At 69.5% G+C, this 26,813-nt stretch carries 25 protein-coding genes; 12 read left to right on the forward strand and 13 right to left on the reverse strand.

The window, feature by feature from the left end; genetic code table 11:
- The 6 genes from DFW101_RS00610 (at position 1) to recQ (ending at position 9,808) form a co-directional block, all read left to right on the forward strand.
- A complete protein-coding gene (locus tag DFW101_RS00610; protein ID WP_009179597.1) occupies positions 1-996 on the forward strand; it encodes a GNAT family N-acetyltransferase in 996 nt (331 codons plus the stop codon).
- Complete coding sequence (locus DFW101_RS00615) at positions 993-2,201, forward strand: glycosyltransferase (protein WP_009179598.1); 1,209 nt, start codon at positions 993-995, stop codon at positions 2,199-2,201. The genes DFW101_RS00610 and DFW101_RS00615 overlap by 4 nt, the downstream gene beginning before the upstream one ends.
- Entirely contained in the window at positions 2,198-5,101 is a 2,904-nt protein-coding gene (locus tag DFW101_RS00620) for a glycosyltransferase (RefSeq protein WP_009179599.1), read from the forward strand. Before DFW101_RS00615 ends, DFW101_RS00620 begins: the two co-directional genes overlap by 4 nt.
- Before the next feature lie 3 nt (positions 5,102-5,104).
- Positions 5,105-6,229 (forward strand): glycosyltransferase family 4 protein, encoded by a 1,125-nt coding sequence (locus tag DFW101_RS00625; protein WP_009179600.1) that lies wholly within the window; start codon positions 5,105-5,107, stop codon positions 6,227-6,229.
- Complete coding sequence (locus DFW101_RS00630; RefSeq protein WP_009179601.1) at positions 6,226-7,452, forward strand: glycosyltransferase family 4 protein; 1,227 nt, start codon at positions 6,226-6,228, stop codon at positions 7,450-7,452. Before DFW101_RS00625 ends, DFW101_RS00630 begins: the two co-directional genes overlap by 4 nt.
- A 97-nt stretch (positions 7,453-7,549) precedes the next feature.
- A complete protein-coding gene (gene recQ, locus DFW101_RS00635; protein WP_009179602.1) occupies positions 7,550-9,808 on the forward strand; it encodes a DNA helicase RecQ in 2,259 nt (752 codons plus the stop codon).
- Between the two features lie 16 nt (positions 9,809-9,824).
- Here recQ and DFW101_RS00640 read toward each other — a convergent pair whose 3' ends face one another.
- A complete protein-coding gene (locus DFW101_RS00640; RefSeq protein WP_043642597.1) occupies positions 9,825-10,925 on the reverse strand; it encodes a beta/alpha barrel domain-containing protein in 1,101 nt (366 codons plus the stop codon).
- Between the two features lie 52 nt (positions 10,926-10,977).
- Positions 10,978-11,643: an SOS response-associated peptidase gene (locus DFW101_RS00645; RefSeq protein WP_009179604.1), complete on the reverse strand. Its 666-nt coding sequence runs from the start codon at positions 11,641-11,643 to the stop codon at positions 10,978-10,980.
- A gap of 188 nt (positions 11,644-11,831) precedes the next feature.
- Between DFW101_RS00645 and DFW101_RS00650 the strand changes: the two genes are divergently transcribed.
- From DFW101_RS00650 to DFW101_RS00660, 3 genes are all read left to right on the forward strand, one after another.
- Positions 11,832-12,821 carry an HD-GYP domain-containing protein gene (locus DFW101_RS00650; protein ID WP_009179605.1) on the forward strand — a complete coding sequence of 330 codons (990 nt, stop codon included), beginning with the start codon at positions 11,832-11,834 and terminating at the stop codon, positions 12,819-12,821.
- Between the two features lie 54 nt (positions 12,822-12,875).
- A complete protein-coding gene (locus DFW101_RS00655; protein ID WP_009179606.1) occupies positions 12,876-13,556 on the forward strand; it encodes an ion channel in 681 nt (226 codons plus the stop codon).
- 183 nt (positions 13,557-13,739) lie between these two features.
- Complete coding sequence (locus DFW101_RS00660; protein ID WP_009179607.1) at positions 13,740-14,348, forward strand: PHP domain-containing protein; 609 nt, start codon at positions 13,740-13,742, stop codon at positions 14,346-14,348.
- Here DFW101_RS00660 and DFW101_RS00665 read toward each other — a convergent pair.
- The 8 genes from DFW101_RS00665 to DFW101_RS00695 all read right to left on the reverse strand — a co-directional run bounded on the left by DFW101_RS00665 (position 14,345) and on the right by DFW101_RS00695 (position 20,379).
- Entirely contained in the window at positions 14,345-15,589 is a 1,245-nt protein-coding gene (locus tag DFW101_RS00665; RefSeq protein ID WP_009179608.1) for a NupC/NupG family nucleoside CNT transporter, read from the reverse strand. The genes DFW101_RS00660 and DFW101_RS00665 overlap by 4 nt on opposite strands.
- Positions 15,590-15,610: 21 nt before the next feature.
- The gene (locus DFW101_RS00670) at positions 15,611-16,414 is read right to left on the reverse strand and encodes a sulfite exporter TauE/SafE family protein (RefSeq protein ID WP_009179609.1); all 804 of its coding nucleotides are present in this window, start codon (positions 16,412-16,414) and stop codon (positions 15,611-15,613) included.
- 73 nt (positions 16,415-16,487) lie between these two features.
- Positions 16,488-17,843 carry a YihY/virulence factor BrkB family protein gene (locus tag DFW101_RS00675; protein WP_009179610.1) on the reverse strand — a complete coding sequence of 452 codons (1,356 nt, stop codon included), beginning with the start codon at positions 17,841-17,843 and terminating at the stop codon, positions 16,488-16,490.
- Positions 17,844-17,904: 61 nt separating this feature from the next.
- Entirely contained in the window at positions 17,905-18,165 is a 261-nt protein-coding gene (locus tag DFW101_RS00680; RefSeq protein ID WP_009179611.1) for a hypothetical protein, read from the reverse strand.
- A 124-nt stretch (positions 18,166-18,289) separates the two neighbouring features.
- Positions 18,290-18,697, reverse strand: a complete 408-nt coding sequence (gene tsaA / locus DFW101_RS00685) for a tRNA (N6-threonylcarbamoyladenosine(37)-N6)-methyltransferase TrmO (protein WP_009179612.1) — start codon at positions 18,695-18,697, stop codon at positions 18,290-18,292.
- 12 nt (positions 18,698-18,709) lie between these two features.
- Positions 18,710-18,886, reverse strand: coding sequence for a hypothetical protein (locus DFW101_RS19355; protein ID WP_009179613.1), 177 nt, complete (start codon positions 18,884-18,886; stop codon positions 18,710-18,712).
- Between the two features lie 2 nt (positions 18,887-18,888).
- Positions 18,889-19,851, reverse strand: coding sequence for a thiamine-phosphate kinase (thiL, locus tag DFW101_RS00690; RefSeq protein WP_009179614.1), 963 nt, complete (start codon positions 19,849-19,851; stop codon positions 18,889-18,891).
- A gap of 63 nt (positions 19,852-19,914) precedes the next feature.
- Positions 19,915-20,379, reverse strand: coding sequence for a phosphatidylglycerophosphatase A family protein (locus tag DFW101_RS00695; protein ID WP_009179615.1), 465 nt, complete (start codon positions 20,377-20,379; stop codon positions 19,915-19,917).
- A gap of 156 nt (positions 20,380-20,535) precedes the next feature.
- Here DFW101_RS00695 and DFW101_RS00700 point away from each other — a divergent pair, with 156 nt between their 5' ends.
- The 3 genes from DFW101_RS00700 to DFW101_RS00710 all read left to right on the forward strand — a co-directional run bounded on the left by DFW101_RS00700 (position 20,536) and on the right by DFW101_RS00710 (position 23,805).
- The gene (locus DFW101_RS00700) at positions 20,536-20,829 is read left to right on the forward strand and encodes a hypothetical protein (protein WP_009179616.1); all 294 of its coding nucleotides are present in this window, start codon (positions 20,536-20,538) and stop codon (positions 20,827-20,829) included.
- Positions 20,830-20,903: 74 nt separating this feature from the next.
- A complete protein-coding gene (locus DFW101_RS00705) occupies positions 20,904-22,721 on the forward strand; it encodes a methyl-accepting chemotaxis protein (RefSeq protein WP_232286113.1) in 1,818 nt (605 codons plus the stop codon).
- A 322-nt stretch (positions 22,722-23,043) separates the two neighbouring features.
- Complete coding sequence (locus DFW101_RS00710; protein WP_009179618.1) at positions 23,044-23,805, forward strand: DUF6125 family protein; 762 nt, start codon at positions 23,044-23,046, stop codon at positions 23,803-23,805.
- Between the two features lie 89 nt (positions 23,806-23,894).
- Here DFW101_RS00710 and DFW101_RS00715 read toward each other — a convergent pair whose 3' ends face one another.
- The 3 genes from DFW101_RS00715 to DFW101_RS00725 all read right to left on the reverse strand — a co-directional run bounded on the left by DFW101_RS00715 (position 23,895) and on the right by DFW101_RS00725 (position 26,726).
- Positions 23,895-25,412, reverse strand: a complete 1,518-nt coding sequence (locus DFW101_RS00715) for a sigma-54-dependent Fis family transcriptional regulator (protein ID WP_009179619.1) — start codon at positions 25,410-25,412, stop codon at positions 23,895-23,897.
- A 159-nt stretch (positions 25,413-25,571) separates the two neighbouring features.
- Positions 25,572-25,889 carry a hypothetical protein gene (locus tag DFW101_RS00720; RefSeq protein WP_009108988.1) on the reverse strand — a complete coding sequence of 106 codons (318 nt, stop codon included), beginning with the start codon at positions 25,887-25,889 and terminating at the stop codon, positions 25,572-25,574.
- Between the two features lie 288 nt (positions 25,890-26,177).
- A complete protein-coding gene (locus DFW101_RS00725; RefSeq protein ID WP_009179620.1) occupies positions 26,178-26,726 on the reverse strand; it encodes a class IV adenylate cyclase in 549 nt (182 codons plus the stop codon).
- Between the last annotated feature and the right edge of the window lie 87 nt (positions 26,727-26,813).

Below are 26,813 nucleotides of genomic sequence, written 5' to 3' on the forward strand. Positions count from 1 at the left end.
ATGGCCTGGTCGACGGTTCCCCTCGAAACGGTCCGGGCGGGCACGGCCCTGACGGACAGGCCGGCCTGGCTCAAGGCCTGCGCCGACGTCGAATACGGCACCCCCCTCGTCCTTTGCTGCGGCGAGGGATTCCTGCCGCTTAGCCTGACCAGGCGCCAGGGCCTGACCGTGGCCCGGGGGCTCGGCCAGGCCCACCGGTCCGTGGCCGGCCCGATCCTGGAGGGCGGCGCGGCCATGCCGGCGCTTGAGCCCGGCGACCTGCCCGGAGAGGTCGATCTGGTCGATCTCCGGCGCTTTCCCCGGGCCTTCGTGGAAGCCGTGCTCCCGTCGAGCCCAGCCCGGCTGGCCCGGCCCGACATCCTGCACTTCGACCGGCCCCTGGAGGCGAGCGGGGAGGCCTTTCTGGCCTCCCTGTCCAAGGGCACGCAAAAAGACCTCCGGTACGTCCTTCGCCGGGTGGAAAAGACGTTCGGAAAGGAAGGAATCACCCGGCAAACCGTCCGCCTGGACGGGGATAATAGGGACGCGGCCTGGGCCAGGGCCGAGGCCTTTGCCCGAAACAGCTGGCAGGGGCAGGCGGGGGTCTCGGTCCTGGCCAATCCGGAGAAAAGGAGGTTTCTCTCTCGGTTGCAGCGAAACGGCATGGCGGTGAAGCTGCATTTCTACGCCTTGGGCGAGGAGGTCGCGGCCGTGGCCGTCACCATGGAAGACCACGGCCACATCCTCATCTATGCCCATGAATACCACGCCGGATACGCCAAATACCAGCCCGGCCATATCCTCAACTACCACATCATGGCCGGGGCCATAGACGAGGGCCTGACCACGCTTGATTTCGGCGTGGGCGAGACCCCGCACAAGTATGCCTGGCAGTGCCGTTCCCATCCGCTGTGGCGGGTCATGGTGCCGCTCACCTGGAAGGGGTGGCTGGCCCTTGGCTATCAGAAGACGCGGTGGCAGGTGGCGGCCCTCTGCAAGGGCGGGGCAACCGCATGAACGCCTTTTCCTCCGGCTACCAAGCGCCCCTTCACCGGGAGGCCGGCCGGCCAGCCGGTCCGGCGCCTTCGTTCGACGGCCTGGGCCTGGCCCATCTCATTCTGGACATGGGATTTGGCGGGGCCGAGCGACTGGCCCAGAACCTGGCCATTGCCATGGGGAAATGCGGGGCCAGGTGCCATGTCCTGTGCCTGGACGCCGTTTCCGGCAATACCGAGCCCCTCGCCCGACACGGCATCCCGGTCGAACTGGTCAAGCGCAGGCCCGTCCCCTTTGATCCGGTCGTGTGCCTGCGCCTCGTGCGGCGGTTAAGAGCCCTCGGCATCGGCCTCCTCCACGCCCACGACCTGGCCAGCCTGGCCTACGCCGTGGCCGCCGGACGGGTGCTCGGCATCCCGGTGGTCATGACCGAGCACAGCCGCCACTACATCGAGGAGCGGCGGTTGCGCCGGCTGGAAAAACGGCTTTTGTGCCTCGGCGTCGGCCGGCTCGTCACCGTGTCGCCGGAACTGGCCGCGGCCAGCGCCAGCCGCGACGGCGTCCGGCCGGACAAGGTGACGGTCATCGAAAACGGGGTGGACGCCGAGCGCTTCGCCTGCGCCTGCCGGCAGGTCCTGCGGCAGGAACTCGCGCTTGCCGACGACGCCCTCCTGGTCGGCATGGTCGGCCGGCTGGAGACGATCAAGGGCCCGGACGTGCTCTTGGCCGCTTTTGCCGGGCTGGCCTCCCGGTTCCCCGAGGCCCGGCTCGCCTTTGCTGGCGAGGGCACCCTCGAGCCCGGCCTGCGGCGGCAGGCCCTGGCCCTGGGCCTTTCGGACCGGGTCCATTTCCTGGGCTCCCGGGCCGACATCCCGGACGTCATGGCCGGGCTCGACGTCCTGGCCCTGCCGTCCCGGTCCGAAGGGCTGCCCTTCGCCCTGCTCGAAGGCATGGCCGCCGGACGGGCCGTGGCCGCCACGGCCGTCGGCCGGGTGCCCGGGCTTGTCAAACCGGCAGAGGGGCCGCCAAACGGGCTCCTCGTGCCCCCCGGCGACGCGGCGGCCCTGGCCGGGGCCCTGGCCTCGCTGCTGGCCGATGCGGCCCTTCGCCTGCGCCTTGGCGGCACGGCCCGGGATTTCGTGGAGCGGCGCTACGACCAGCGGGTCATGGTGCGCGATTACCAGACGGTCTACCGCCGGGTGCTGGCGGGGCGGGGCGGCCTATGATGCCGCCATTCGCCAGCCCGGCCGTTGCCGATCCCCTGGCCCTGGCCGATCCGGCCCTGGCCTGGCTGGCCCGCTGCCAGGTCACGGAGCCGGGCTACGACCAGGGCGGCATCCGCGATCCCCTGGACGGCCGGGTGGTCGGGGACCACTACGCCGCCACCCACTTCGCCTGGGCCTGTGCCCTGCGCCAGGCCGTCCGGCCCGATGCCGGCCGCCGCGCCGCCGCCCTGGCCGCCATGACCTTTCACGTGCGGACGTCCAAGGACGAGTACGCGCCCGGAACCTGGTCCTACCACTGGGATTTCAACAACCTGGCCTCCATCGAAACCTACGTCCTGCTGGAGGGGGCCGCGAAGGCGGAGCCCGGGTCCCTGGACGAAGACTGGCGCGGCAGCCTCCACATCTGGAAGACCAATGCCCACTGGGCCGTCAACTGGGTGGCCATGCGGGCCCTGGCCCATTTCCGCCGCCACGACCTGTTTGGCCGCCGGCGCGATCTGCTGACCGCCAGGAAGTGGCTGGAATACGTCCTTGACGCCCAGCTTCCGGACGGCGGCATCGAGGACGTGAAGGGCAAAAGCCTGCCGAGCCAGTACCACGCCTACACCGCCTGCCTGCTCCACCGGATGCTCGCCCGCCACCCGGCCGTGCCCCAGACGGTCAGGAGCGCCGCCCTGTGGCTTTTGGCCCTTATCGGCCCGGACGGGGAGTGCAACGCCTTCGGCCGGGGCCAGGGCCAGATCTTCGGCTACGCCTGTGCGGTCTACCTCTTTCGGGCCGCGGCCGCCCTGGACCCGGAGCTGGCCCCCCGGTGCCGGTGGGCCTCGGCCAAGGTGCTCGAACGCCTGGCCCGGTTCCAGGACCCGGAGGGCTGGTGGCCCCTGGTCACTAATCGCCTGCCGGTCGCCCGCCGGGCCGGCTGGTACGACTACCACCACCAAAGCGTCTACAACGCCTTTGCCGCCCTCTGGCTGACGCTGGCCTCCGGGATCCCCCTGTCGCCGGGTCCGGAGGAGGCCCCGGAGCCGGGCGTTGTGTGGCTCAAGGATTCCGGGCTCCTGGCCGTGCGGCGAAAGCGCTGGTTCGCGCTCTTTGCCGCCGGCAGCCAAGGTGCGGGCTACGCCACCGAGGCCGGGATCACGCCGCACCAGCTTGTCTGGGAGGGCCATGACCTTTTCCGCTATCCCTTGGGCCCGGGGGCCGGGAAGTACGGTGAGGGAGCGAGAAACCAGGGCCAGGAGGCCAACTGCTGGTCGCCCTTGTGGCGGGACGGGGACGGGCCCTGGCAGGCCCCGGCCGGGGCTGAGGGGACGCTTGTTCCCGGACCGGGGCACAACCGGTGGCAACTGCGCCTGGAGCGGGACGGCGCGGTCTGGCAGCGGGAGCTGGTGCTCGGCCGCCGGTTCCTTGCGGCCCGGGACAGGCTGACGCTGCCCGAAGCCCCGGCCGGGGCCGAAACCCGGACGGTTCGGAGCCGCAATTTCGCCTGGGCGGCCGGCCGGGCCCGGGAGGCCGGGCCGGCCTTCGTCCGGGACCTGGCCAGCGGGGCGGTCCTTCGGACCTTTGGCGACGGTGCCCTGGCCCCGGCCGGAACCGTGGCCACGGCCTGGGATGAGACCGACATCCTGGCCGCTTCCGGCTCCGGGACCCGCGTGGATTCCGGCTGGCGCCTGCGCCAGGGCCCGGCCCGGACCGGCGGGAAACTGCCGGGCATCGTCTGCCTGAGCTGGGACCCCTGGTCGTCCCTGTGGAAACGCAAGCAGCGGCTTCTTTTCGAACTGTCCCGCTCGGGCCGGTCGCCGCGAACCCTGTACGTGGAACCGCCGACATCCATCACCGACGTCATCGAAGGGGCAGGGCGGTTTTTCAGGCCGGCTGGCGACCGGCTGCGCCGCTGCCTGCGGTCCCGGCCGGCCCACCTCGGCCACGGTTTCCACCTGGCCTCGCCGCTGTGGCCCTGGCCCGGGCAGCGGACCTTCGACCGGCTGGCCCGGGCCAACCGCCAGGCCTGGCGCAACCAACTGCGCCGCTCCGTCAGGGACGTGGGCTTCCCGGACGGCTACGTCCTGTGGCTCTACCATCCTTCCCAGATCGACGCTCTGGACGTGCTCGGGGACGACGCGGAGCTGGTGGTCTACGACTGGACCGACGACTGGCCGGCCGCCCTGCCGGAGAGCCACGGTGAGGAGGAGCGGCGGCGGCTCGAAGCGCGGCAGCACGAGCTCCTTTGCCGGGCCGATGTGGTCTTCGCGGTCTCGACGGCCCTGGCAAAGCGGGCGGCGAAATGCTGTCCCGAAGTCCGCCACCTGCCGAACGCCACCGATCCCGAGGTCTTCAGGCCCTTCGATCCGTCCCGGCCCGGCCATGCCCTGGCCGCCCGCCGGCCGGTCCTGGTCTATCTGTCCCAGATCACCGAGCGCCTGGACGTGGATCTCGTCCGGGACATGGCCCGGGAGCGGCCCGACTGGACCGTGGTCCTGGCCGGGCCGCTGGCCTGTCCGCCGGAGGTGGTCGCGCCGCTTGAAAAGTGTGATAACGTCATCCTGGCCGGCCCCCTGGCCTACGAGGAGGCGGCCGGGCTGGCGGCCCAGGCCGACGTCTGCCTGCTGCCCCACAAGGAGGACGCCCTGACGCGCTCGCTTGATCCGATAAAGCTCTACGACTACCTGGCCACGGGCCGGCCCATCGTGTCCACGGAGGTGGCCATGCATCCGGCCCTGGCCGGCTTCGTCCGGGTGGCCAGCGGGCCAAAGGCCTTCATCCGGGCTGTGGAAGCGGCCCTGGCCGAGCCGGCCGGCGAGGCGGACCGACGCCGCGCGGCGGCCATGGCCCATACCTGGGCGGCCCGGGCCACGGAAGCGGCGGACCTCCTGGAACGGTTTTTCCCGGAGGACGGGTAGGCCATGCGCATCGCCGTGGACGCGACCGTGCTCGCCTTGCCGGAGCTGCGGGGCATCGGCTCGTATCTGTGCGAGGTTCTGGCCGCCTGGCCCGAGCCGGACGACACGTTTCTCCTCCTTGCGCCCGGGCCCATTGCGGCCGACCGGCTGGCCGGGCCGGCCGGCCTGGAGGTCCGGGTGGTGCCGGAGCCGCGCGGCAGCCGGTTTCACGTCTGGCAGTGGTGGTCCCTGCCCCGGGCCGCGCGCCGGTTCGCCCCGGACCTCTTCTGGAGTCCGGCCAATGTCGCCGCGCCGCTTGCCGGCCTGCCCCAGGCCGTGACCGTCCACGACACGCTCTTGCAGGAACTGGTCCGCCACGACGGCCTGGCCGAGCGGGTCTTCCACCATTTGGTCACGCCGTGGTGGCTGCGGCGCTTTGCCACCCGCATCGTCACGGTGAGCGCCTTTTCGGCCCGGCGCATCGAGACGGTCCTCGGCTGCGATCCGGCCGGCATCCGGGTGATCCGAAACGGCGCGAGCCTGCCCGGCCGTCCCTTTGCCGGCCGGGACGAGGCCCGCGCCCACGTGCGGGCCAAGGGGCTGGTCGACCGGCCCTATGTCCTGGCCCTTGGCGCGGAAAGCTCCTGGAAAAATACCGAAGGGGCCCTGCGCGCCTTTGCCCTGGTCGGCCGCGAGGCCGAAGGGATGGACTTCGTGGTGGCCGGGGTGCAGGAGCGGGCCCGGGAGCGGTTTGCCTCCCTGGCCCGGGAACTGGGGCTTGCCGGCCGGTTGCGCCTGCCCGGATTCGTGGCCCCGGCCGACCGGGACGCCCTCTATCAGGGGGCCGAGGTTTTCGTGTATCCTTCCCTCTTCGAGGGCTTCGGCCTGCCCCCGCTCGAGGCCATGGCCCTCGGGACGCCGGTCGTGGCCTCGCGGGCGGCGGCCATCCCCGAAGTGGTGGGGGAGGCGGCGCTTCTGGCCGATGCCGCCGATCCCGAGGCCCTGGCCCGGGCCATCCTGCGGGTGCTCGGCTCCCCGGACCTCGGCCGCCGGCTCGTCGCGGCCGGCCGGGATAATATCGGACGGTTCCGCTGGACCGAAGCGGCCACGGCCCACCGGGACCTTTTTACGGAGTGCGCGCACGCATGAAACGTATTTTGGTGGTCGAGACCGGCGCGGGATTCGGCGGGGCCCTGACGAGCCTGGCCAGCCTGCTGTCGCTTCTGGACGCGTCCCGCTTCGAGGTCCACCTGCTGACGGCCTATCCCCAGGACTGCATCCGGCCCGGGGGAGCGGTGGGGCGGGTGGAAGTCCTGCCCCGGGAACGCCGCTACGGCCCCGGAACCGTGGTGGAGGCGGCCCTGCGTCCGGTCCTCGGCCGCCGGGCCGGCAACGCCGCCTTTCTGGTCGACCTCACCACCACGGGCCGCCGGTTCGCCGCGTCCGTGGCCGCCTACGCCCGGCTCCACGGCATCGACATCATCCAGGGCAATAACGGCATCCTCATCAACGACGCCGTGATCCTGGCCGCCCGCCGGGCCGGCCTGCCCTGCGTGGTCCACGCCCGGGGCGGCGAATACCCGAGCCGGCTCGGGAGCTGGCTGGCGGAAAGCGTGGCCCGGGTCCTGGCCGTGTCGGGCTATGTGGCCGAAACCGTGGCCGCCCTCGGCCTGCCGGCCGACCGCATCGTGGCCGTTCCCGAGGGGCTCGACGCGGCGGCCTTCGCGCGCGGGGCCGACGGCCGGGCCTTCCGGGCCCGCCACGGCCTGCCGGCCGACCTGCCGCTCGTCGGGCTGGTGGCCTGCCTGGTCGATTGGAAGGGGCAGGACGTGTTCCTGGAGGCCTGCGCCGAGGCCCTGCCCGGGAGCGGAGCCGGAGCCGTGGTGGTCGGGGCCGAGCCGGACGGCTCGGGCCGGGAACTGGCCCGGCTGCGGGAAAAGGCCCGGACCCTCGGCCTTGGGGAGCGGGTCTGGTTCACGGGCCACGAGACGGACGTGGCCTCGGCCATGGACGCCTGCCAGGTGGTGGTCCACGCCTCCACGAGCCCGGAGCCCTTTGGCCGGGTGCTGCTCGAAGCCATGGCCCTTGGCCGGCCGGTCATCGCCACCGGGGCCGGCGGTCCCAGGGAAGTCATCGAGCCGGATACCGACGGCCTGCTGGTGCCGCCGGGCGACGCCCCGGCCATGGCCGGGGCCATGGGCCGGCTCCTCGCCGACGCCGGGCTGCGGGAAAGGCTCGGCCTCGCCGGCCGGCGAAAGGTCCGGGAGCGCTACACCCTGGCCGCCCACGTGGACACGGTGGCCGGGGTCTGGGAGGAGCTTGCGCCCGGCGCGGCCCGGGGGCGGCGTTTCGGGACCGGCGGCGTCGGCTGACGCCCGGCTCCGGCAAGGGGCAGGGGGGCGCATTGCCTTTCCGGGGCCAAGCGATTATCCCGAAAGCCGGTCCGCCCGGGAGGCGACCGTTGCCGTCATGCCAAATCCCCGCCAGATTCTCAAAGAAGTCTTCGGACACGACCGTTTCCTCGGGCCGCAGGAGGAAATCATCAGCCACGTCGTGGCCGGCGGGGACGCGCTGGTCCTCATGCCGACCGGCGGCGGCAAGTCCCTTTGCTACCAGATTCCGGCCATGGCCCGGCCGGGCACGGCCGTGGTCCTCTCGCCGCTCATCGCGCTCATGCGCGACCAGGTCCGGGCCCTGGACGCCCTGGGGGCCCGGGCCGCCTGCCTCCATTCGGGCCTCGCCCCGGCCGAGGCCCGCGACGTCCTTTCCCGGCTGCGGGCAGGAACCCTCGACATCCTCTACGCCGCGCCGGAACGGTTCATGACCCCGGGCTTCCAGCAGGTGCTCGGGGAAATCCGGCTCGCCCTGTTCGCCATCGACGAGGCCCACTGCGTGTCCCAGTGGGGCCATGATTTTCGGCCCGAATACTTGCAGCTCGCGGTCATCGCCGAACGGTTTCCGGGCGTGCCGCGCATGGCGCTGACCGCCACGGCCGACGGCCCGACCCGAAAGGACATCCAGGCCCGGCTCCATCTGGAAGAGGCCCGGGTCTTTGCCACCGGCTTCGACCGCCCCAACATCCGCTACCGCGTCGAGCCCAAGGACCACCCCCGCCGCCGGCTCCTGCGCTGGATCACCGACGAGCACCCCGGCCAGTCCGGCATCGTCTACCGCCTGTCGCGCAAGAAGGTCGAGGATCTGGCCGAGTGGCTCACTGCCCAGGGCGTTGCGGCCCTGGCCTACCACGCCGGCCTCCCCCCGGCCGAGCGGGACCGCCGGCAGGACCGGTTCATGCGCGAGGAAGGGCTGGTCATGGTGGCGACCGTGGCCTTCGGCATGGGCGTGGACAAGCCCGATGTCCGGTTCGTGGCCCACCTCGACCCGCCCAAGAGCATGGAGGCCTACCACCAGGAGACCGGCCGGGCCGGCCGGGACGGGGCCCCGGCCGAGGCGCTCATGCTCTACGCGCCGGCCGATTTCGCGGCCCTTCGCCGGCTGATCGCGCCGCAGGACGGGGGGGACGGGCCGGACGGCCCGGGCGGGGGGGAGTCGCCGCGAAAGCGGATCGAGCTGGCCAAGCTGACCGCCCTGGCCGGCTACTGCGAGACCGACGCCTGCCGCCGCCAGATCCTGCTCGGCTACTTCGGCCAGGATCTTCCCGAGCCCTGCGGCAACTGCGACGTGTGCGACGATCCGACCGAACCCGTGGACGCCACCGTCCTGGCCCAGAAAGCCCTGTCCTGCGTCTTTCGCACCGGCCAGCGGTTCGGGGCCCGGCATCTGGTCGACGTGCTTCTTGGGAAAAACACCACCCGGGTCGTGCGCTTCGGCCACGACGCGGTCAGCACGTTCGGCATCGGCGGCGAGGCTTCCGAGTGGCAGTGGCAGGCCGTCTACCGCAGGCTTGCGGCCATGGGGGCCCTTGCCCCGGACGCCGCGGGCCACGGCAGCCTGGTTTTGACCGACACGGCCTGGGACATCCTGAAGGGCCGGCGGCGCTTCGCCATGCGCCTGCCCGCCGAGCCCGAGCGCCGCGCCTCCCGCAAGTCCCGGACGTCGGAGGGCCGCAAGAGCTGGGTCCACGAACATCTCGCCGATGCCGGGGACGCGGCCCTGTGGGACCGGCTGCGGGCCTGGCGCTCGGAAACGGCCAAGGCGGCCGAGGTGCCCCCCTACGTGGTCTTTCACGACCGGACGCTTCTCGATGTCGTGCTTCTCAAGCCCGGGAAGGAAGCCGATCTGGCCCGGGCCGGGGGCATGGGCCGGGCCAAGCTCGAAAAATACGGCCCGGCCCTGCTCGAGATCCTGGCCGGGCACTATGCCGCCCATGGCCGAGGTCCGGCCCGGGAGCCGCTGGCGGCCGAGGCCGAGTCCGCCCCTCCTGTCCGGGAGCCCGGCGAGACGGCGGCCGAGAGCCTGGCCCTTTTCCGGGAGCTCGGATCGGTTGCGGCCGTGGCCGCCAGGCGGGGGCTTCGGCCGGGGACCGTCCAATCCCATCTGCTGGCCTACGTCCGTTGGGGAAAACTTTCGGCCCGGGCCGTGGCCGGGCTGCCGGACGCGGTGGCCGCCTGCGTGGAGGAGACCATCACGGCCCTGCGCCAGGCCGGCCAGGTCGGGCTCGGGCCGGTCCACGAGGCCCTGGCCGGCGGCATCGACTACGACGTCCTGCGGTGCCTGGAGGCCGGCCTCTTGGCGGCCCGGCGGCCCGGGAACGGGGACAGGGCCTAGCCGGGCGGCCGCCCGCCTACCAAATGTCCTTGAGCCGGGGATTGGGGCGGTAGTGCCGGCCGTTTTTGGCCAGGTCGCGCCCGTCCACGCGCACGATGTCGGCCGTGGCGCTCCAGCTTTTATACAGCCCGCCGATGCCAAGCGACGAGAAAAGCCGGCGGCCGTATTGCTTCTCGGCCGCGACAAAGGCTTTTATCTTCTCCAGGTTGCCGAACCCGCTCGACAGCACGATGCCCACCTCCGAAAACCCGGCCGCGTCCAGGGCCTGGCGCACGGCCAGGGTTCCGGCCACGGTGACGCCCCGGCCGGTCAGGTAGGGCCGGCCGTCGTCCGGCACTCCGCCCTGGCCGACGAGTTCGCCGGCCGTGTCCAGGCGCACGGCCGAAAGCCGGCTTCCCAGGGCCCGGGCCGTGTCCAGGGCGTCGTCCACCTCGTGGTTGAAGGTGTCGACCAGGGCCACGCGCGGGCAGTCCGGCTCGATGTGGCGGTCAAAGGCCAGGGTGGCCTCCCGGGTGGCCTGCTCCTTGCCGAGTTTTCCCGCAAAGGCCAGGACCAGGGCGTGGGGGATGGTGCCGACCCCGGACGGGCGGCCCGCCGCCCGGGCCCCGGCGTCCGTGGCGCAGGAGTCGAACCCGGCCGAGACGGCCGCCCGGCAAAAGGCCTCCTCGGCCGCGAAGTGCCAGTGCCGGGCTCCGAAATACATGAGATGCCGGTCCGGCACGGCCGCCCGGATGGCCCGGGCCTTGGCCGCCACACCCTCGGGGGTGGGCTCGGGCTGGCCGTTTGCCAGCGAAGTGGCCGCGCTCATGACCCCGAGGTACAGGGTCTCCAGTTCGATGAAGTCCTTAAGCGGTCCCTCGATGTGCAGGACCGGCTCGAGCGGCGCAAACGGCGCGCCTTCGGGCAGGATGCGGACCGTGCCGCCGTGGCCGGCCAGGGGCGAATAGGCGTTGAGGATGGCGGCCGCTTCCGCGCCGCCAGCGAAGACACCCGGCCCGTCCCGGAAAAACACCTGCATGGTGACCAGGGGATTTAGGCCTTCGCGTTCGAGGATCAGGCGCGAGCGCAGGAAATACTTGTCCGTGTAGGGCCGGTGGTCCGGGGGCAGGTTGCACATGGCCGAGGCTACCATTCCTCGCCATGGCCTTCAAGGCGGTCGCCGGCCGGGATCACTCCCGGCCGACGGCGTCCGGGGGCGGGGCCTGGGGCGCTCCACCCGCTTCCATGTTGAATCGCTCCGGCGGCGGCACGGTGAGGAGCGAGGCGATGTCCCGCCGTTCGGTCAGGAGCGGGTCGAGCCAGGCGGCAAAGGTGTGGGGCGGCAGGATGAGCGGCATCCGGTCGTGGATGCCGGCCATGGCCGGAGACGCCTCGCGGGTCAGGATGGCGGCCGAGTCCAGGACCTCGCCCGCCGGCGTGGCGGCCCGTTCGTAGATGCCGGCCAGGGCCATGACCGGCGCGTCCGGCAGGGTCAGGAAAAAACGGGTCTTGGACCCGTCCGGCTCCTTGCGCCATTCAAAAAAACCCTGGGCCGGGATCAGGCAGCGGCGGTAGCGGGCCGCGGCCCGGAAGGACGGCTTGTCGAGGACCGTCTCGGCCCGGGCGTTGATCATGGGCCGGGCGGCCTGCGGGTTTTTCATGAAGATGAAGGCGGGCACGAAACCCCAGCGGAAAAGGCCGGCCATCCGCCGGCCCGCCTGCCGGTCGACGAAGACGGCTTCGATCAGCTCCGACGGAAAGATTTCCGGCCGGGCCGGAACGTCGGGCATCCCGGGCAGGCCCATGGCCTCGGCCACCAGCCGGCGCGGGACGGCCAGGGCGAATCTGCCGCACATGGCGGTTCCTCCTTGTTTGGGGCGGGGCGGCCGCCCGGTCAGGCCCGGCTTTTGCTAAACCCGGAAAAGCAAAACCGACCGCCGGGCAGGGAAATGAGCCAAGCCGCAGAAAACCCAGTCTCTTTGTGGCCTGCAACCAGCGGGGGCTCAGCCGGCGGGAGTGAATTTGTAACAAACTCAAACGCCGCATGACGCCGCTGCCGCCTCCCCCGGCCCGCGATCCCGCGAGCGACTACCAGCCCATACCGGTCGGGCATCTCTTTTCGCACGCGCCCGGGGATTTTGAAATCTATTTGCGCCACGGCGACAAGCACACGCTTTTTGCCCCCAGCGGCGAGGCCCTCACTCCGGACCGGCGCGGCCTGCTCGAAGACCACGGCGTGCGCGTGGTCTACATCCACCGGGAGGAGCGGGACCGCTACCGGCGCTACATGCGCCGGCATCTGGCCGGGGCACTGCTCGGCCCGGAGATGCCGGCTGCGGAAAAGGCGGCCGTTTTCTACCACAACTGCTGCGACATCGTGCGCGATCTCATCCGCGACAAGCTGCCCCAGGGCGTCTCCGACATGCACGGCCGGCTCTTTGTGGCCTATGCCCGGGACTCGGTGGCCTTTTTGTGCACCGAGGCCGGGCTTTCGCGCATGGGTTCGCTCATGGCCCACGACTACGAGGTCTACAGCCACGGCGTCCACGTCTTTGTCTACACCGTCTTTCTCCTCAAGTCCCTTGGCCTGCCGTCTCCGGCCATTGTCCAGGCCGGGGTAGGGGCCCTCCTGCACGACAGCGGCAAGGAGGCGGTCGACGCCTCGATCCTCAAAAAGCCCGGCCGGCTGGCTCCGGAGGAATTCCTGGCCATCCGGGAGCATCCGGCGCGCGGGGTGCGGCTTTGCCGGGCCCTGTCCCTGTCCCGGCTGGCCGAGGAGTGCATCCTCATGCACCACGAGAAGCTCGACGGCACGGGCTATCCGCGGGGGCTCGCCGGCGCGGACATCCCGCTCCACGCCCGGGTGGTGTCCCTGGCCGACGTCTACGACGCCCTGACCTCCAGGCGCGTCTACGCCGACGCGGTCCGGCCCTTCGAGGCCCTTCGCATCATGCGCCACGAAATGGCCGGCTCCTTCGACCTGGAGCTTTACAAGCGCTTCGTCATGCTTCTAAGCGGCGCGGCCCTGCTCTAGGCCTTTGCCCTGCGACCGCCCCGGCTGGCTTCGCCCGGGGCCAAGGAGAATCCCATGGCCCCATCCGCGTCACCGGCCGTTGCGGCCGTCCCGCCCGTCCGCCGGCGCTTCCATTTCCTCTTGGCCGCCCTGGTCGGCCAGCTGGTGGTGTCGCCGTTTCTGCGGGGCCCGACCGCCAACATCCTCCAGGACCTCATCTTCCTGGCCATCCTCTTCGCCGCCCTCAAAGGAGTGCGCCAAAGCCGGGTCTTCTCGTTGATCCTCGTCCTGACCGTGCTGTGCGGCCTGGCCCTGGTGGCCAAGTACCTGGCCGGCTGGCCCGGGACCGGGCTTGCCAGCGAGGTCCTCGGCATGGCGGTGATCCTTTTGACCGTGGTCCAGGTCTCGAAGTACCTGGCGGCCCAGCGGCGGGTGGACCTCGATACGGTCCTTGGCGGCCTTTGCGTCTACCTCTTCCTGGGTACCCTGTGGTATTCGCTCTACGGCCTGGTCTACAGCCTGGTGCCGGACGCCTTTGCCTTCACCCTCCACGGGCGGGACCTCGCGCCCCGCGACATCAACGGGTTGCTCTTTTTTTTCAGCTACGTGACGCTTCTGACCACCGGCTACGGCGACATCGTGCCGCTCGCTCCGGTGGCCCAGACCCTGGCCATGCTCGAAGGCATCGCCGGCCAGTTCTACCTGGTCTTTTTCATGGCCCGTCTGGTGGGACTCCATGTCGCGTCCAGGGAGTGAGCCGGCATCGTCCCCCGGGTGCCGGTGCCGCTGATCGTTCTTGGCGGAGCCGGGCTCCCGGGCCGCTCCTGGAAGCGGCCGGTCCGCGGCCCTGTCCGGCCGGCGGCGGGAGCCCGGGCATGGACATTCCCCCGGGGCATGGTAGGACCACGGTGCCGCCTCCCGCGCGGCAAGGGGAAAGCTATGCGATTCGACCTGCACGTCCATACCCGTTTTTCCGCCTGCAGCCGGCTGGCCCTGTCGGCGATCCTCGAAAACGCCCGGAGCCTTGGCCTCGACGGCGTGTGCCTGACCGACCACGACACCATGGACATGGCCCAGAAGGTCCGGGAAGGCGTCCAGGACGACGGGCTATGCGTCCTTATCGGCATGGAATACACCACGCCCGAGGGGGATATCCTGCTCTACGGACCGTTCGAGGACCTCGGCCCCGGCCTTTCGGCCCCGGAGGTCCTCGAAGCGGCCGAGGCCCTTGGCGGCCTGGCCGTGGCCGCCCATCCTTTCCGGGCCCGGCAGCCGGCCTGGCCGGACCTCCTCGACCATCCGCTCCTTCGGGCCGTGGAAGTGGAAAACGGGCGCAACAGCCCGGTGGAAAACGCGGCCGCCAAGGCTTTTGCCGGGCGGCACGGGAAGTGCTGCCTCGGCGGTTCCGACGCCCACGACCTGTCCGAACTCGGCCGGGTGACGGTCCGGATCGAGACGCCGGTTTGCGGCCGGGCCGCTTTCGTGGCCGCCTTGCGCGCCGGCCGCTGCTGCCTGGGCGGTTCGGCCCCGGGAAGGAAGTGGGTCTAGAACGAGGTAAGGATGCCAACCACCGTGCCGGTCATGAGCGAGGCGATCACCCCGGCGAGCAGGGCCCGGCCACCCAGGGCCGTGATCTCGGCCTTGCGCTCCGGGCACAGCGAGCCCATGCCGGCGAGCAGGATGCCGACACTGCCGCAATTGGCGAAGCTGCACATGGCGTAGGTGAGGATGAGCCGGGCGTGGGGCGAGAGGGCGTCGGCCGGAAGTTTGGCCATGTCGATGAAGGCGATGAATTCGTTGAGCACGATCTTGGTGCCAAGGAGGCTTCCGGCCGTGGCCGCCTCGGCCCAGGGCACGCCAAGGAGCCAGGCCACCGGCGCCATGGCCAGGCCCAGCATCCGCTCCAGGGTCACAGGCCCGCCGCCGACGGCCGGCAGGACGCCGAGCACGATGTTGGCGAGCTTGACCAGGGCCACGAACACCAGGAGCGTGGCCACGATGCTCCAGAAAAGTTTCAACCCGTCGGCCGTGCCCGAGACCACGGCGTCCATGGCCCCGGTGGCCGGCGAGGCGGGCAGCACCCGGCCAAGGGTCGGGGCCCCGGTCTCCGGCACCATGAGCGCGGCCACCAGGAGCGCCGCCGGGGCGTGGATGACCGAGGCCGTGAGGATATGCCCCACCGCGTCCGGGATGACGGCCGCAAGGACCGTGGCGTAGAGCATGAGCATGGTGCCGGCGATGCACGACATGCCCGTCGCCATCATGGCGAAGAGCTCGCTTCGGGTCATGCGCTCCATGTAGGGGCGGATCAAAAGCGGCGATTCGATCATGCCGAGAAAAATGCAGCCCCCGGCCCCCACCCCGAGCACGCCGCCGATGCCCATGGTTTTTTCCAGCACGCAGGAAAAGCCCCGCACCACGCGCGGCAGGATGTTCCAGTAATAAAGGAGCGCGGTCAGGGCGGCGATGACGATGACCAGGGGCAGGGCCTGGAAGCCGAGGATGAAGCTCGATCCGGGATCGGTGACCGTAAACGGGGCCGGGCCGCCGCCCACGTAGCCGAAGACGAAGGCCGTGCCGGCCCGGGTGGCCGTATCCATGGCCGCGACCAGGGCGTTGAGGCCGAGAAACACCCCGCGCAGGAAGGGGGCCTTGAGCATGAAGGCGGCAATGGCCACCTGGAGCCCCAGGCCCCCGACCACCATGCGCCAGGGGATCACCCCCCGGCGTTCGCTGACCGCGGCGGCCAGGGCCAGGAACACGGCCAGTCCGAAAAGGCTTTGGGCCACGACGGTCTCCTTGTCCCGGATCTAGAACAGGCTCCACAGCATGCGCGTGGCCATGGCCAGCAGGAAGACGGCGAAAAAGCGCTTGAGGGCGGCGACGGGCAGCTTGTGGGCCAGGCGCGCGCCGTAGGGCGCGGTCAGGATGCTGACCGCGGCCACGCCCACAAGGGCGGGCAGGGAGACGTAGCCAAAGGACAGGGGCGGGAGGTTGGCCGCGCCCAGGCCGTTTACGATGTAGCCGACCGATCCGGCCACGGCGATGGGAAAGCCGATGGCCGCCGAGGTGCCGACCGCCATGTGGATGGGCACGTTGCACCAGACCAGAAACGGCACGGACATGGTGCCGCCGCCGATGCCGACCAGGCTCGACACCGCGCCGATGGCAAAGCCCATGGCGGACATCCCGGGCCCCCCGGGAATCTGACGCGTGGGCTTGGGCCTGATGTTCAGGAGCATCTGGACGGAAACATAATAGAGGAAGCAGACGAAAAAGCCCTTGAGAAACCCGGTGGAAAGCCTGGCGGCCAGGCAGGTGCCGGCAAAGGTGCCGATGAGGATGCCCGGGGTGATGCGCTTGACCACGGGCCAAAGGACCGCGCCCCGGCAGTGGTGGGCCCGGCAGCTCGAAATCGAGGTGAAGGCGATGGCGGCAAGCGACGTGCCAAGGGCCATCTGCATGATCGTTTCCGCGGGAAAGCCTTGGGCCGTGAAAAACCAGACCAGGGCCGGCACCACCACGATGCCGCCGCCGACGCCGAGCAGGCCGGCGATGATGCCGGCCACGCCGCCAAAGGCCAGATAGGCCAGCCAATAGGTCAGAGAGGGCATGGACTGCTCCCGGATCGTACGTTGCGATCCGGTTGGCTGTATCGGAAAAGTGAAGGAAAAGGAAGGCGCAGGTTCAGGCGGGATCGGCGAGCACGGCGTCGAGGTCCGGCCCGAACCGGGCGAGCAGGCCGGCCAGGGTTGCCTGCCGGTCGCTCGCGTCCGCCGCCTCGAAAAGGGGGGCGAACTTGGGGAAGGACTCGGCCAGGGCCGGCGGGGCATGGCCGTCCCGGCGGCTGTCCAGGGCCCGGGCCACCTCGGCCACGGTCACGTCCTCGGGCCGGGCCAGGGAGGTGAAGGCCCGTCCGTCCGGCGAGGCGGCCTCGACCACGAGGCCGGCCGTGGCCAGGTCCTCCCACAGGCCGGCCAGGACCGGCTCCGGCAGGCCGAAGAGCCCGGCCAGCCGGGAGACGGGCGGGGGCAGGCGACGGGCCGCGGCGGCCCGGGCGGCGAGCAGGGCCAGGAAAAGGGCCAGCCCGTGCCGCTGGGCCTGGGTCAGGCGGCGGGCCCGGTCCTCGAGCAAAAACTGGCGGTAGCACTGGCTGGTGTGGCTGATCTGGGCGCCAAGAAGCACGATGACCCAGCTCACGTAGAGCCAGACCAGAAGCAGGGGAATCTGGGCGAAGCTGCCGTAGATGGCGTTGTAGCTGGCCGAGCCGAACTGGAATTTGAGATAGGCCCACTGCACGACCTGCCAGACCGTGCCGGCCGTCACGGCCCCGAGGAGGGCCGAGGCGGGTTTGACCCGGGTGTTGGGCAAAAACTGGTAGAGGAGGTAAAAGACGCCCCAGATGACCACCACCGGGGCAATGGTCAGCAGGGCCTTTTCCAGGCCGGAAATGAAAGAAATCGCCAGCAGGCGGTGGGTCACGTCCAGGGCCTGCAGGGTGGCCGTGACGCTTAAGGCGGCGAAAAGGAGCGGCGGGCACAGGACGATGAAGACGAAATAGTTGGTGAACCGGCTCCAGACCGTGGCCTTTGGCGCCATGCCCCAGGCCGCGTTGACCGCCACCTCGATGTTGAAAAGGAGCGAGACGGCCGTAAAAAGGAGCAGGATCGTGCCCACGGCCCCGAGCGTCTGGAGGTTGGTGTTCTGGATGTAGAGCAGGATCTGGTCGGCCACGTCCTCGCGGCCGGCGAAAAGGCGCAGCAAAAGCCCGCGCACCTGGGGCGAGTTGTAGAGCCCGAGGCCCTTGGCCAGGGAAAAGGCCACGGCCAGGAACGGGACGATGGAAAGCACCGTGGTATAGGACAGGGCCGAGGCCTGCAAGATGCCTCGGGTGTCGAGAAACGAGCGGCTGATGGCGAAAACGGGGCCAAGCCAGGCGGGCAGGGGGCTTTCCGCCGGCAGGTGGCCGGTTTCAAAGGCCGTGGCCAGGGCGGCCAAGAGGCCGGGCCGGGCCCGGGCGGGGCTGGCGTGGGGATCGGGCATGGGCGGCTTTGGAGCGTCCCGACCCGGAGGGCCTCCGGGCCGGCGACGCGGCTTCTCCGGGCTAGGCGATGCCGTACCCGCTGATATGCTTCATGTATTCGTCCACTTCCTGGGACATGTTCTGGAAGAGCTTGCTGACGCCCTTGTCCGGTTCCGAGCCGATCCGGCTGAATATCTTGCCGGCCTTGCCATAGGCCTCCTCGAAGAGGGACTCGTCTAAGCCGCACAATTCCTTGGCTTCCTCACGGGTCAGATAGCCGGTATGGGCAAAGTAGGCGCAAACGACGGCATTGACCTTTTTGACGTGTTCCTTGTTGGACATGCGGGGCTCCTTTGGTGGAATGGGTGGACGATCCTGAAACAACTAAAGCATTTGTCTGCCCCAAGGCAAGCCTTGGGCCGGAAAAAAACCAAGGTCCCCGGCGGGCGGCCGCCCGGGCCGGCGGTCAGGTCCGCGGCGCGCGGTCGGGCAGGGGCTTTATGTCGATGACCGGGGTGCCGTTTACCGCCTCGATCCCGTCCACGGTGATGACGTCGCCGTTTATGGCCGTGATGCGGACCTGGTGCAGGCCGATGGGGTTGGGGCGGTCCGGGGAGCGGGTATTGAAGACCCCGGTCAGCGGCCGGCTCAGGTCGTGGCGGGGATGGACCTCCTGGCAGGACCGGTCGGCCAGGTGGAACCAGGTGAAGACCAGGATGGTCTGGCCGACTTCGAGGGAGCCGGCCGCCGTGCGATAGGCCGGGGCCATGACCAGATCGGCCTGGGGCGCGTTGTCGGTCTCGACACGCGGGGCCGTGGCCGGATCGTCAAGGGGCGAGCGCACCAGGCCAAGGACGCGAAGGGTCAGGTCCATGGAAATCCTCCTTCAGGTTGGCCGGTCCGGGCCGGAGTGGACCGAACCGAGGGAGATGCCGCCAAGGGCCAGGGCCACGCCGCCGATGCCAAGCCGGCAAAAGGCCGATACCGAAGGCGCGACCCCGGCCAGCTTGACGAAAACGGCGGAGAAGCCGATGCAGACGGCCCCGAAAAAGAGCCGCCCCATGCCTAGCCGAAGTGGTCGAAGCCGCGCGGGTCAAAGGGCGCGCCGTTTAACGTAGAGGCGGCGTTCCCGGCCACCAGGCCGATGGCCTTGGCCTGGGGCAGGGCGGCCCTGACCTCGGGCCAGCCGGCCGGGGACACGGCCGCGAGGAGCGCATAGTCCTCGCCGCCGAAGACGGCTTCCTTTTCCGGCTTGCGGCCGTGGCCGGCGGCATGGGCCGTGACCTCGGGATGGAGCAGGGCCGGCGTCAGGAAAAGGTCCGCCCCGAGCCCGGGCGGGAGAAGGCGCGGCAGGTCCCGGGCCAGGCCGTCGGAGACGTCCATGCAGGCCGTGACCCGGGACAGGCCGGCCAGCGCCAGCCCGGCCGCCACCTGCGGCTCGGGCCGCAGGTGGGCGGCCACGGCGTCCGGGAAACGGGCGGCCGCGTCCGGGCCGTCCTTTTCCAGCACAGTAAGCCCGACCCGGGCCAGGCCGATGTCGCCGACGACAAAAAGCACGTCCCCGGGCGTGGCCGCGCCCCGGGTCAGGAACCGGCCCGAGGGGCCGGGCGTTCCCCAGAGGGTGACCGAGAGGCCGACCTTGTCCCCCCGGCTGAGATCCCCGCCGGCCAGGGGCAGGTCGAACCGGGCGGCAAGGGTGGCCATGCCGGCCAGGACCCCGTCCCAGTATTCCCGGTCGGCATCCTCGGGGCTCACGAGCCCGAGGACAAATCCCGTGGGCCGGCAGCCCATGGCGGCCACGTCGCTGATGTTGACGGCCAGGGCCTTGTAGCCGGTGTCTTCGGGCGCAAAATAGCCGCGCCGGAAGTGCACGTCCTCCAGGAACAGGTCCGTGGTCAGGCAGACCGGGCCCGGACAGGCCACCACCGCCGCGTCGTCGCCGCGCGGCAGCACGATGCCGTCGCCCTCGCGGGGGAAGTGCCGGTCGATCAGGGCCAGGAAGTCGTCTTCGGAGCGCAGTCGCGTCATAGTATGCAAGACCCTCGTTTGTTTTTGCAATTCGGAGACACGGATTTTCGAGGGCGGGTCCGGTCAGCGCAGCCAGTGGAGCACGGCCAGGCACAGGCAGGCGTAGATGCCGGCCAAGACGTCGTCGATCATGACGCCGTAGCCGCCGGGCAGCCAGTGCTCCGAGGCCCGCACCGGCGGCGGCTTCAGGATGTCGAAAGCCCGGAAAAAGACGAATCCGGCCGCCAGCTCGAAGGTGGTCGGCGCGGCAAAGGGCAGGAAGGTGAGCCACTGGCCGATCAGCTCGTCGATGACCACGTGGCCCGGGTCTTTTTTGTCGAGCAGCTTTTCGGTGCGGGTGGCCGTGACGCCGCCGACGTAGAAAAGCGCGGCCAGGACAACCACGCGCCAGAAGCCGGGCAGGGGCACGAACAGGGCCGGCGCGGCCAGCACGGCCACGGCCGAGCCCCAGGTGCCGGCCGCGTGGGGGATCTTGCCGATGGGGCCAAGCCCGGAGACGAGAAGGGACAGCCGGTCGCCCGTGGTCATGGTCGAGGCCTCCGTCAGGGAATTTGAAGAGCTTGGGGACGTTACACCGGCCCCGGGGGCGGGGCAAGGCCGGCGTGGCCTTGAGTTCGGGGCCGAAGTATGGGAAAGAGCCCTTGGCAGCGAATTGGCGCGCCGGAACCCCAAAGGATGGTCTCGATGCTCAGCCTGCGTTACGCCCTGGTGCTCTTCGTAGCCTACTTTCTGCTCTTCTATCTGTACTACCGTCTCTATTTCCGATCACGTATCTACCTGCTGCTGTTGTCGGAACACGCCTACATGGACCATTATATCGACCGGTTGCCGCATATGCGGGACAGGCCCGACGAACGGCTCGGCATGATCGAGTTCATGCTGGCCAAGCGCAAGCGATTCGTCCGCAACATGCGCCAATTCGTCTTCACGGTGACCGCCATTTACGTGATCCTGCTCGTTTTCGGCTCCTCCCTGTAATCCCATTCCGCCAGCTTGAGGACGGCCGGCCCGATTTTCGGGCCGGCGTCCCTTTTCCCCGTTCCCAACAAGGAGTGTCGGCCTTGAAAAACCTCCACATCAGAACCAAACTGTTGCTTCTTTTTCTCATTTCCACCCTGTCGGCGGCCGTCCTCTTCGGCGTGGGCGCCTATTCCTCCCGGCGGCTGGCCGAGACCGGGGCACGTGAGGCCGCCGAGGCCATGATGGCCGGCGAACGGGCCAAGATCAAAGTGGCCACGGACTCCCTGGCCTCGGTCCTGTCCAAGTCCCTGTCGTCCCTCGAAGGCGAGGCGGCCCGGACCGCCTTCCTGCGCCAGGCCGTCAAGGACGCCTTCTTCGAAGAGGACCGGTCCGGCTACTATTTCGTCTACACCGGCACGACCAACGTGGCCCACCCGGTCAACCCGACCCTGCAAGGCAAGGACCTGGCCGAGCTCAAAGGCCCCGACGGCGTCTATTCGGTGCGGGATCTCGCCCGGGCGGCCGCGGCCGGCGGCGGCTTCGTCACCTTCAGCTGGGCCAAGCCCGGCAAGGGCGACATGCCGAAAATCGGCTACGCCACCAGGATCCCGGGCTCCGACTACTGGATCGGCACGGGCGTGTACGTGGACAACGTCAACGAGGCGGCGGCGAACATCGTCGCCCACATGCAGGCCGAAGGCGACCGCATGATGTATATCGACGGCGCGGTCTTCGCCGTCATGTTCCTGCTCGTGCTCCTGCCGCTGAGTATCATGATCTCGCGCGGCATCGTCCGTCCCATCCGCGAGACCACCGAGGCGGCCCGCCGCATCGCCGCCGGCGACCTCGACGTGCGTCTCGCCGCCACCGGCGACGACGAGGCCGGCCAGCTCCAGCAGGCCCTCGACAGCATGGCCGGCTCCCTCAAACGCAATCTCGACGCCCTGACCGAAAAAGAGGCCGAGGCCAAACGCGAGGCCGGGCGGTCGGCCCAGGCCGCCGAAGAGGCGCGTGAGGCGGCCGGCAGGGTCGAAGCCGCCAACGCCGCCATGCTCGGGGCCGTCCACGGCCTGACCGGCGTCGTATCCGAGGTCGGCGCGGCCACCCACGATTTGACCAGCCTCGGCCAGGACATCCACCAGGGGGCCAGGCAGCAGCAGGAACGCCTGGAAAACACCGCCCAGGCCATGGGCGAGATGCGCGACGCCGTGGGCGAAGTGGCCCGAAACGCGGCCGAAGCCTCCAAGGCCACGGGCCAGACCCGCGAAATCGCCCTCGAAGGCGCGGGTATCGCCAAAAAGACCGCCCAGGCCATGACCGAACTCAAATCCATGGCCGATTCGCTCAAAACCAACATGGGCCAGCTCGGCACCAAGTCCGAAGGCATCGGCGCGGTCATCCAGGTCATCTCCGACATCGCGGACCAGACCAACCTTCTGGCCCTCAATGCCGCCATCGAGGCGGCCCGGGCCGGCGAGGCCGGACGCGGCTTCGCCGTGGTCGCCGACGAGGTCAGAAAGCTCGCCGAGAAAACCATGGCCGCCACCGGCGAAGTCGGCCAGAACATCAAGGCCATCCAGGCCATGACCCGCGAAAACATGGATGGCGTGGACAATACCATGCAGTCCGTGGACGCCACGGCCAGGCTCGCCGAACAGTCCGGCGAAATGCTGCGCCAGATTCTCGAAGCCGCCGAGCACTCGGCCTCCCAGGTCCGGGCCATCGCCTCGGCCGCCGACCAGCAGGCCGCCTCGGCCCAGGCCATCATGGAAAGCGTCGCCCAGGTCAGCGACATCGCCCGGGACAACGCCGGCCGGGCCAAGGACGCCTCCCAGCACTTCCAGAACCTCTCCGACCAGACCGGCGCGCTCTCGGGGCTGATCAAGCAGCTTGGGAGTTTGGACGGGTAAGGGGGGAGGGAAGATGCCTCCGGCGGCCGGGGCTCTGCCCCGGACCCCGCCGGGGGGATCATCCCCCCGGACCCCCTGAACGGGGCGTGCGGGAGTCTGGGTCGGGACGGTCGGGTGGCGGTGCTGCGGGAATTAAGCGCCAGCGGCGAAGCGCCGCAGGGTTCGAGGAGAGCTTGCGTAGCATTTTTGGAGGAATGGAACTTTGATCGTTCCTTGAGCTTCGTCTCGAAGATGGTTCTCGATAAGGGGAAACGCTATGGCGGATGAGGGGAAAAAAATTATGAAAGATGACCAGTCCCCCCTTCCAGGGGGTTCGGGGGGGATGATCCCCCCCGACGGGTCCAGGGCAGCGCCCTGGCCGCCGGAGGCATTGTTATCCCTGCCTTCGCAGGTGATGGAGGCGGTGCGGCAGATCGCGGTGCATTACGGCTTGTGGCTGGCCGAGGCGGCGCACCAGTTCGGGCCGGAGGCGGCCGTGGCCATGGAGTCGCGGGTCGGGGACGCCTATTTGCCGCTGCTCTCGCGCCGCATCGAGCGGGCGCTCGACCTGCCGGGCGACGTGCCGGGGCTCTTGGCCGGCCTTGGCGAGGAGCGGCTGGGGAAGCTTCTGGACGCCCTGTCCGTGTCGTGGCTGGCGGCGGACGGGGTCTGGTTCCGGGAGGTCGAGGAGGCGCGCGGCATGCACGACGCCAAGCGGGTCAACGATTCGTGCTGGTCGCGGCTCGGGTACTACGAGGCCATCCGGGCCAAGGCGGCGCTGGGGCTGCCCGAGGCGGGCGGCCTGCCGGCCTTGCAGGCGGCTTTCGGGGCCCGGCTCATCTCCCGGATCAACCAGTGGGACATCGTGGAGGAGACGGCGGATTCCTTCGTCTTTCGCATGGTCAAATGCCGGGTCCAGTCGTCGCGGACGCGCCAGGGCCTGCCGCCCTATCCCTGCCAGTCCGGCGGCACGGTGGAATATACGGCTTTTGCCGCCGGCATCGATCCGGCCATCAAGGTCGCCTGCGTGAGCTGCCCGCCGGAAATCACACGCGACGACTGTTCCTGCGCCTGGCGCTTCTCCGTGCCCGCCGCCAAAGCCTGATTTCCCTTTTGGGGGGTCCGGGGGGGGATGATCCCCCCCGGCGGAGAGGTCCAGGAGAGGCAGAGCCTATCCTGGCCGCCGGAGGCATCCTACTCTTTACTGATCCCCAGCTTCCGCAGCCGCGAATCGAAGGTCGAGCGGTTGACGCCGGCGGCGCGGGCGGCCTTGGTGACGTTCCACTTGTGCCTTTCGAGCAGGGCCAGGGCGTAGGCCCGTTCCAGTTCGTCCCAGGAGTAGGCTGCCAGGTCCGGGGCCGTGTTGGCGGCCGGGTCGGGGCAGGCGGCCGGGGCGGCGTGGCGGGCGGCGATGCCCTGGGGCGGCGGGATGTCGCCGACCTCGATGACCTCGCCGGGCACGGTGGCCAGGAGATAGCGCACGAGGTTTTCCATTTCCCGGACATTGCCCTGAAAGGGCCGCTGGCGCAGTTCGCGAAGGGCCTGGGCCGAGAGGGCCTTGGCCGGGATGCGCAGGCGGGCTGCGTCGCGGGTGAGGAAATAGTCCAAGAGTTCCGGGATGTCCTCGGGCCGGTCGCGCAGGGCGGGCAGGGCGAGCGGCAGGACATTCAGGCGATAGAAGAGGTCTTCGCGAAAGGTGCCGGCGGCGATGGCCCGGGTCAGGTCGCGGTTGGTGGCCGAGATGATGCGCACGTCCACGGCCCGGGTTTCGGTGCCGCCGAGCGGCTTGACCTCGTTTTCCTGGAGCACGCGCAGGATGCGGGATTGCAGGGCCAGGGCCATGTCGCCGATCTCGTCGAGAAAGACCGTGCCGCCGCCGGCCGCTTCAAAGAGGCCCACCTTGTCCTTGTCCGCGCCGGTGAACGCCCCTTTCCGGTAGCCGAACAGTTCGGATTCAAGGAGCGTCTCCGGGATGGCCGAGACGTTCTGGACCAGGAACGGCTTGTCCTTGCGGGCGCTTAAACGGTGGATCTCCCGGGCGAAGAGTTCCTTGCCGGTGCCGGACTCGCCGGTGATGCAGACCGGGAAATCGGTGCGGGCGTAATTGCGCGCGGCCTCCAGGGCCGTGCGGAAGGCCGGGCTCTTGCCGACCAGCGGCGTTTCGCCGGTAAGCCCCCCGAGGAGCTTTCGAAGCTTTTGCGTTTCCTTTTTCTGGTCGGCAAAGGCCAGGGCGTTACCCAGGGCGATGGAACCGATGGCCACGAACTCTTCGAGCAGTTCCAGGTATTCGCGGCCGAGGTTCAGGCGGCTGCCGCCGTGGGCCGTGTCGATGATCTCGACCGCGCCGTAGACATCGCCGTTTTTGAGGACCAGCGGATAGCAGAGAATCAGCGTGGACTTGACGTCGAAGTCGGTCTCGGCTTCCTTGAAATGGCGCTTGTCCTTGCCGGGCTCGGCAATGGTCATCCTGCCGTTCTCGATCACCCAGCCGACGATGCTCGGCTTGTCCTTGGGCACGAGAAAGCCGATGAGCTGTTCGCTCTGGCCGCCCTTGGCTTCGATGCACTGGTAGCCGTCCGGGCGCTTGATCCAAAGCGAGCCGCGTTCCACCTTCTGGAATTCGAGCAGGGATTCGAGAAAGCGGCGCTGGAGCTTTTCGGTCTCCAGTTCCTCGAACAGGGCCTTTGGAAAGTCGGGTATTTGGGGCGCCATGGTGCGTACCGGCCGGGTCGTGGTTGCGTGCGAAGCGTGCGGGATCACGCGGCAAAAGGCTTGCCGCCGGCGACCATGCCGGAAAAGCGGATGCGGGGCAAGGCTTGGAAGCGGCAGGCGGCGGCCGCGTGGCTTCGCGGGCCGCCTGCCGGGGAAGGACTAATGCGTGGAATAGGAGCGTTCGCGGATGCGCCAGAAATCCTCGGGGATTTCCAGATAGAGGTCGTTGTCGGGCAGCGGGATGACGCACAGGAGCGTGCCTGTGGATTCGACCCAGTACATATGGCCGTTTAAGCGGTGCATGACGTCGTCGTAGCTGACGCCCGTCTGGGCGGCCACTTCCTTCATGGCCCGCTGCATGGTGGACAGGGCCCCATGGCCGAACTCCACTTCCAGGATCGAGACATGGTGGATGGCCAACGACTCGTCGGACAGTTCGGGAGGGGCGGTTTTTCGCAGCGTCAAAGCTGATTCCATGGCGACCTCCTGGTGAAAGTGGCCCTCGCCGGATCGGATCATCGGGCTCGGGCTGTGTCTAGTTATAAGCAATTCCCGTGCAATGTACACCTGTGGAGTGGACAAACGATTGCGGCATTTTTTAATAATATGTATTTATTGAGTTAATTTTCTTGATGCGCCCTTGTCCGAAAAGGGGACGTTTTTGCCAGGGATCACGGAACCTGCAAAAAAGAAGGAAGAGCGACAAATTTGTCCCACGCGAGGCAGCCGGAGCGTCGAAGGCGGCCGGGCAGGCCTGCCCGGCGGTCAGCCGTTCCGGAGAGGTACCGCGCCGGGCCGGGCGGCCAGGAAGAGGTCGGTGTAGGCGGTCGGATATTCGCGCCTGAGTCCAAGGTCGGCGGCAAAGGCGCGCAGGACGGCCAGGGCGGCCAGGGCGGCCTGGCGCGTGGCGGCCAGGTGCTCGATCTCGACGAAGGTTTCGGGAGCGAAATCGACCGTGACCACGGTGACGGCCAGAACCAACCCGGCGTGGGCGCACCGGGAGCGGCGGCAGGTTTTGGCAAAGGCCAGACGCGGCACATAGCCGAGGTTTGCGAGGACGGCGCCCATGGCCGGGCCGTCGGTCACGTCCGTCTCCAGTTCTTCCTTGGAGACCGTGGCCGGGTCGAAGGACGGATTCTTGTAGGTGAGGGTGGTCCGGCCGCCGGCTTGGCGCAGGCGCAGCTCCCGGCCGGAGGCGTAGAAGCTGCCGTCCGGGGAATCGAAATAGACGTCGCGATAGACCGCGTCCGGGAGCCGTTCTCCCGGCGGATCGAAGGACGGCGGGGCGAGGTATTTGATTTCGGCTTCGAACATGGTGGCGTGGCGGGCGGCTTGAAACCCGGCGCGTTTGGGTTCATGGTTCCGGGCCGTTCCGTGCCCGTTTTCCTCTTGGCCTCAGCC

Origin of the sequence: Solidesulfovibrio carbinoliphilus subsp. oakridgensis (assembly GCF_000177215.2) — a bacterium.
Taxonomy (GTDB): domain Bacteria; phylum Desulfobacterota; class Desulfovibrionia; order Desulfovibrionales; family Desulfovibrionaceae; genus Solidesulfovibrio; species Solidesulfovibrio carbinoliphilus.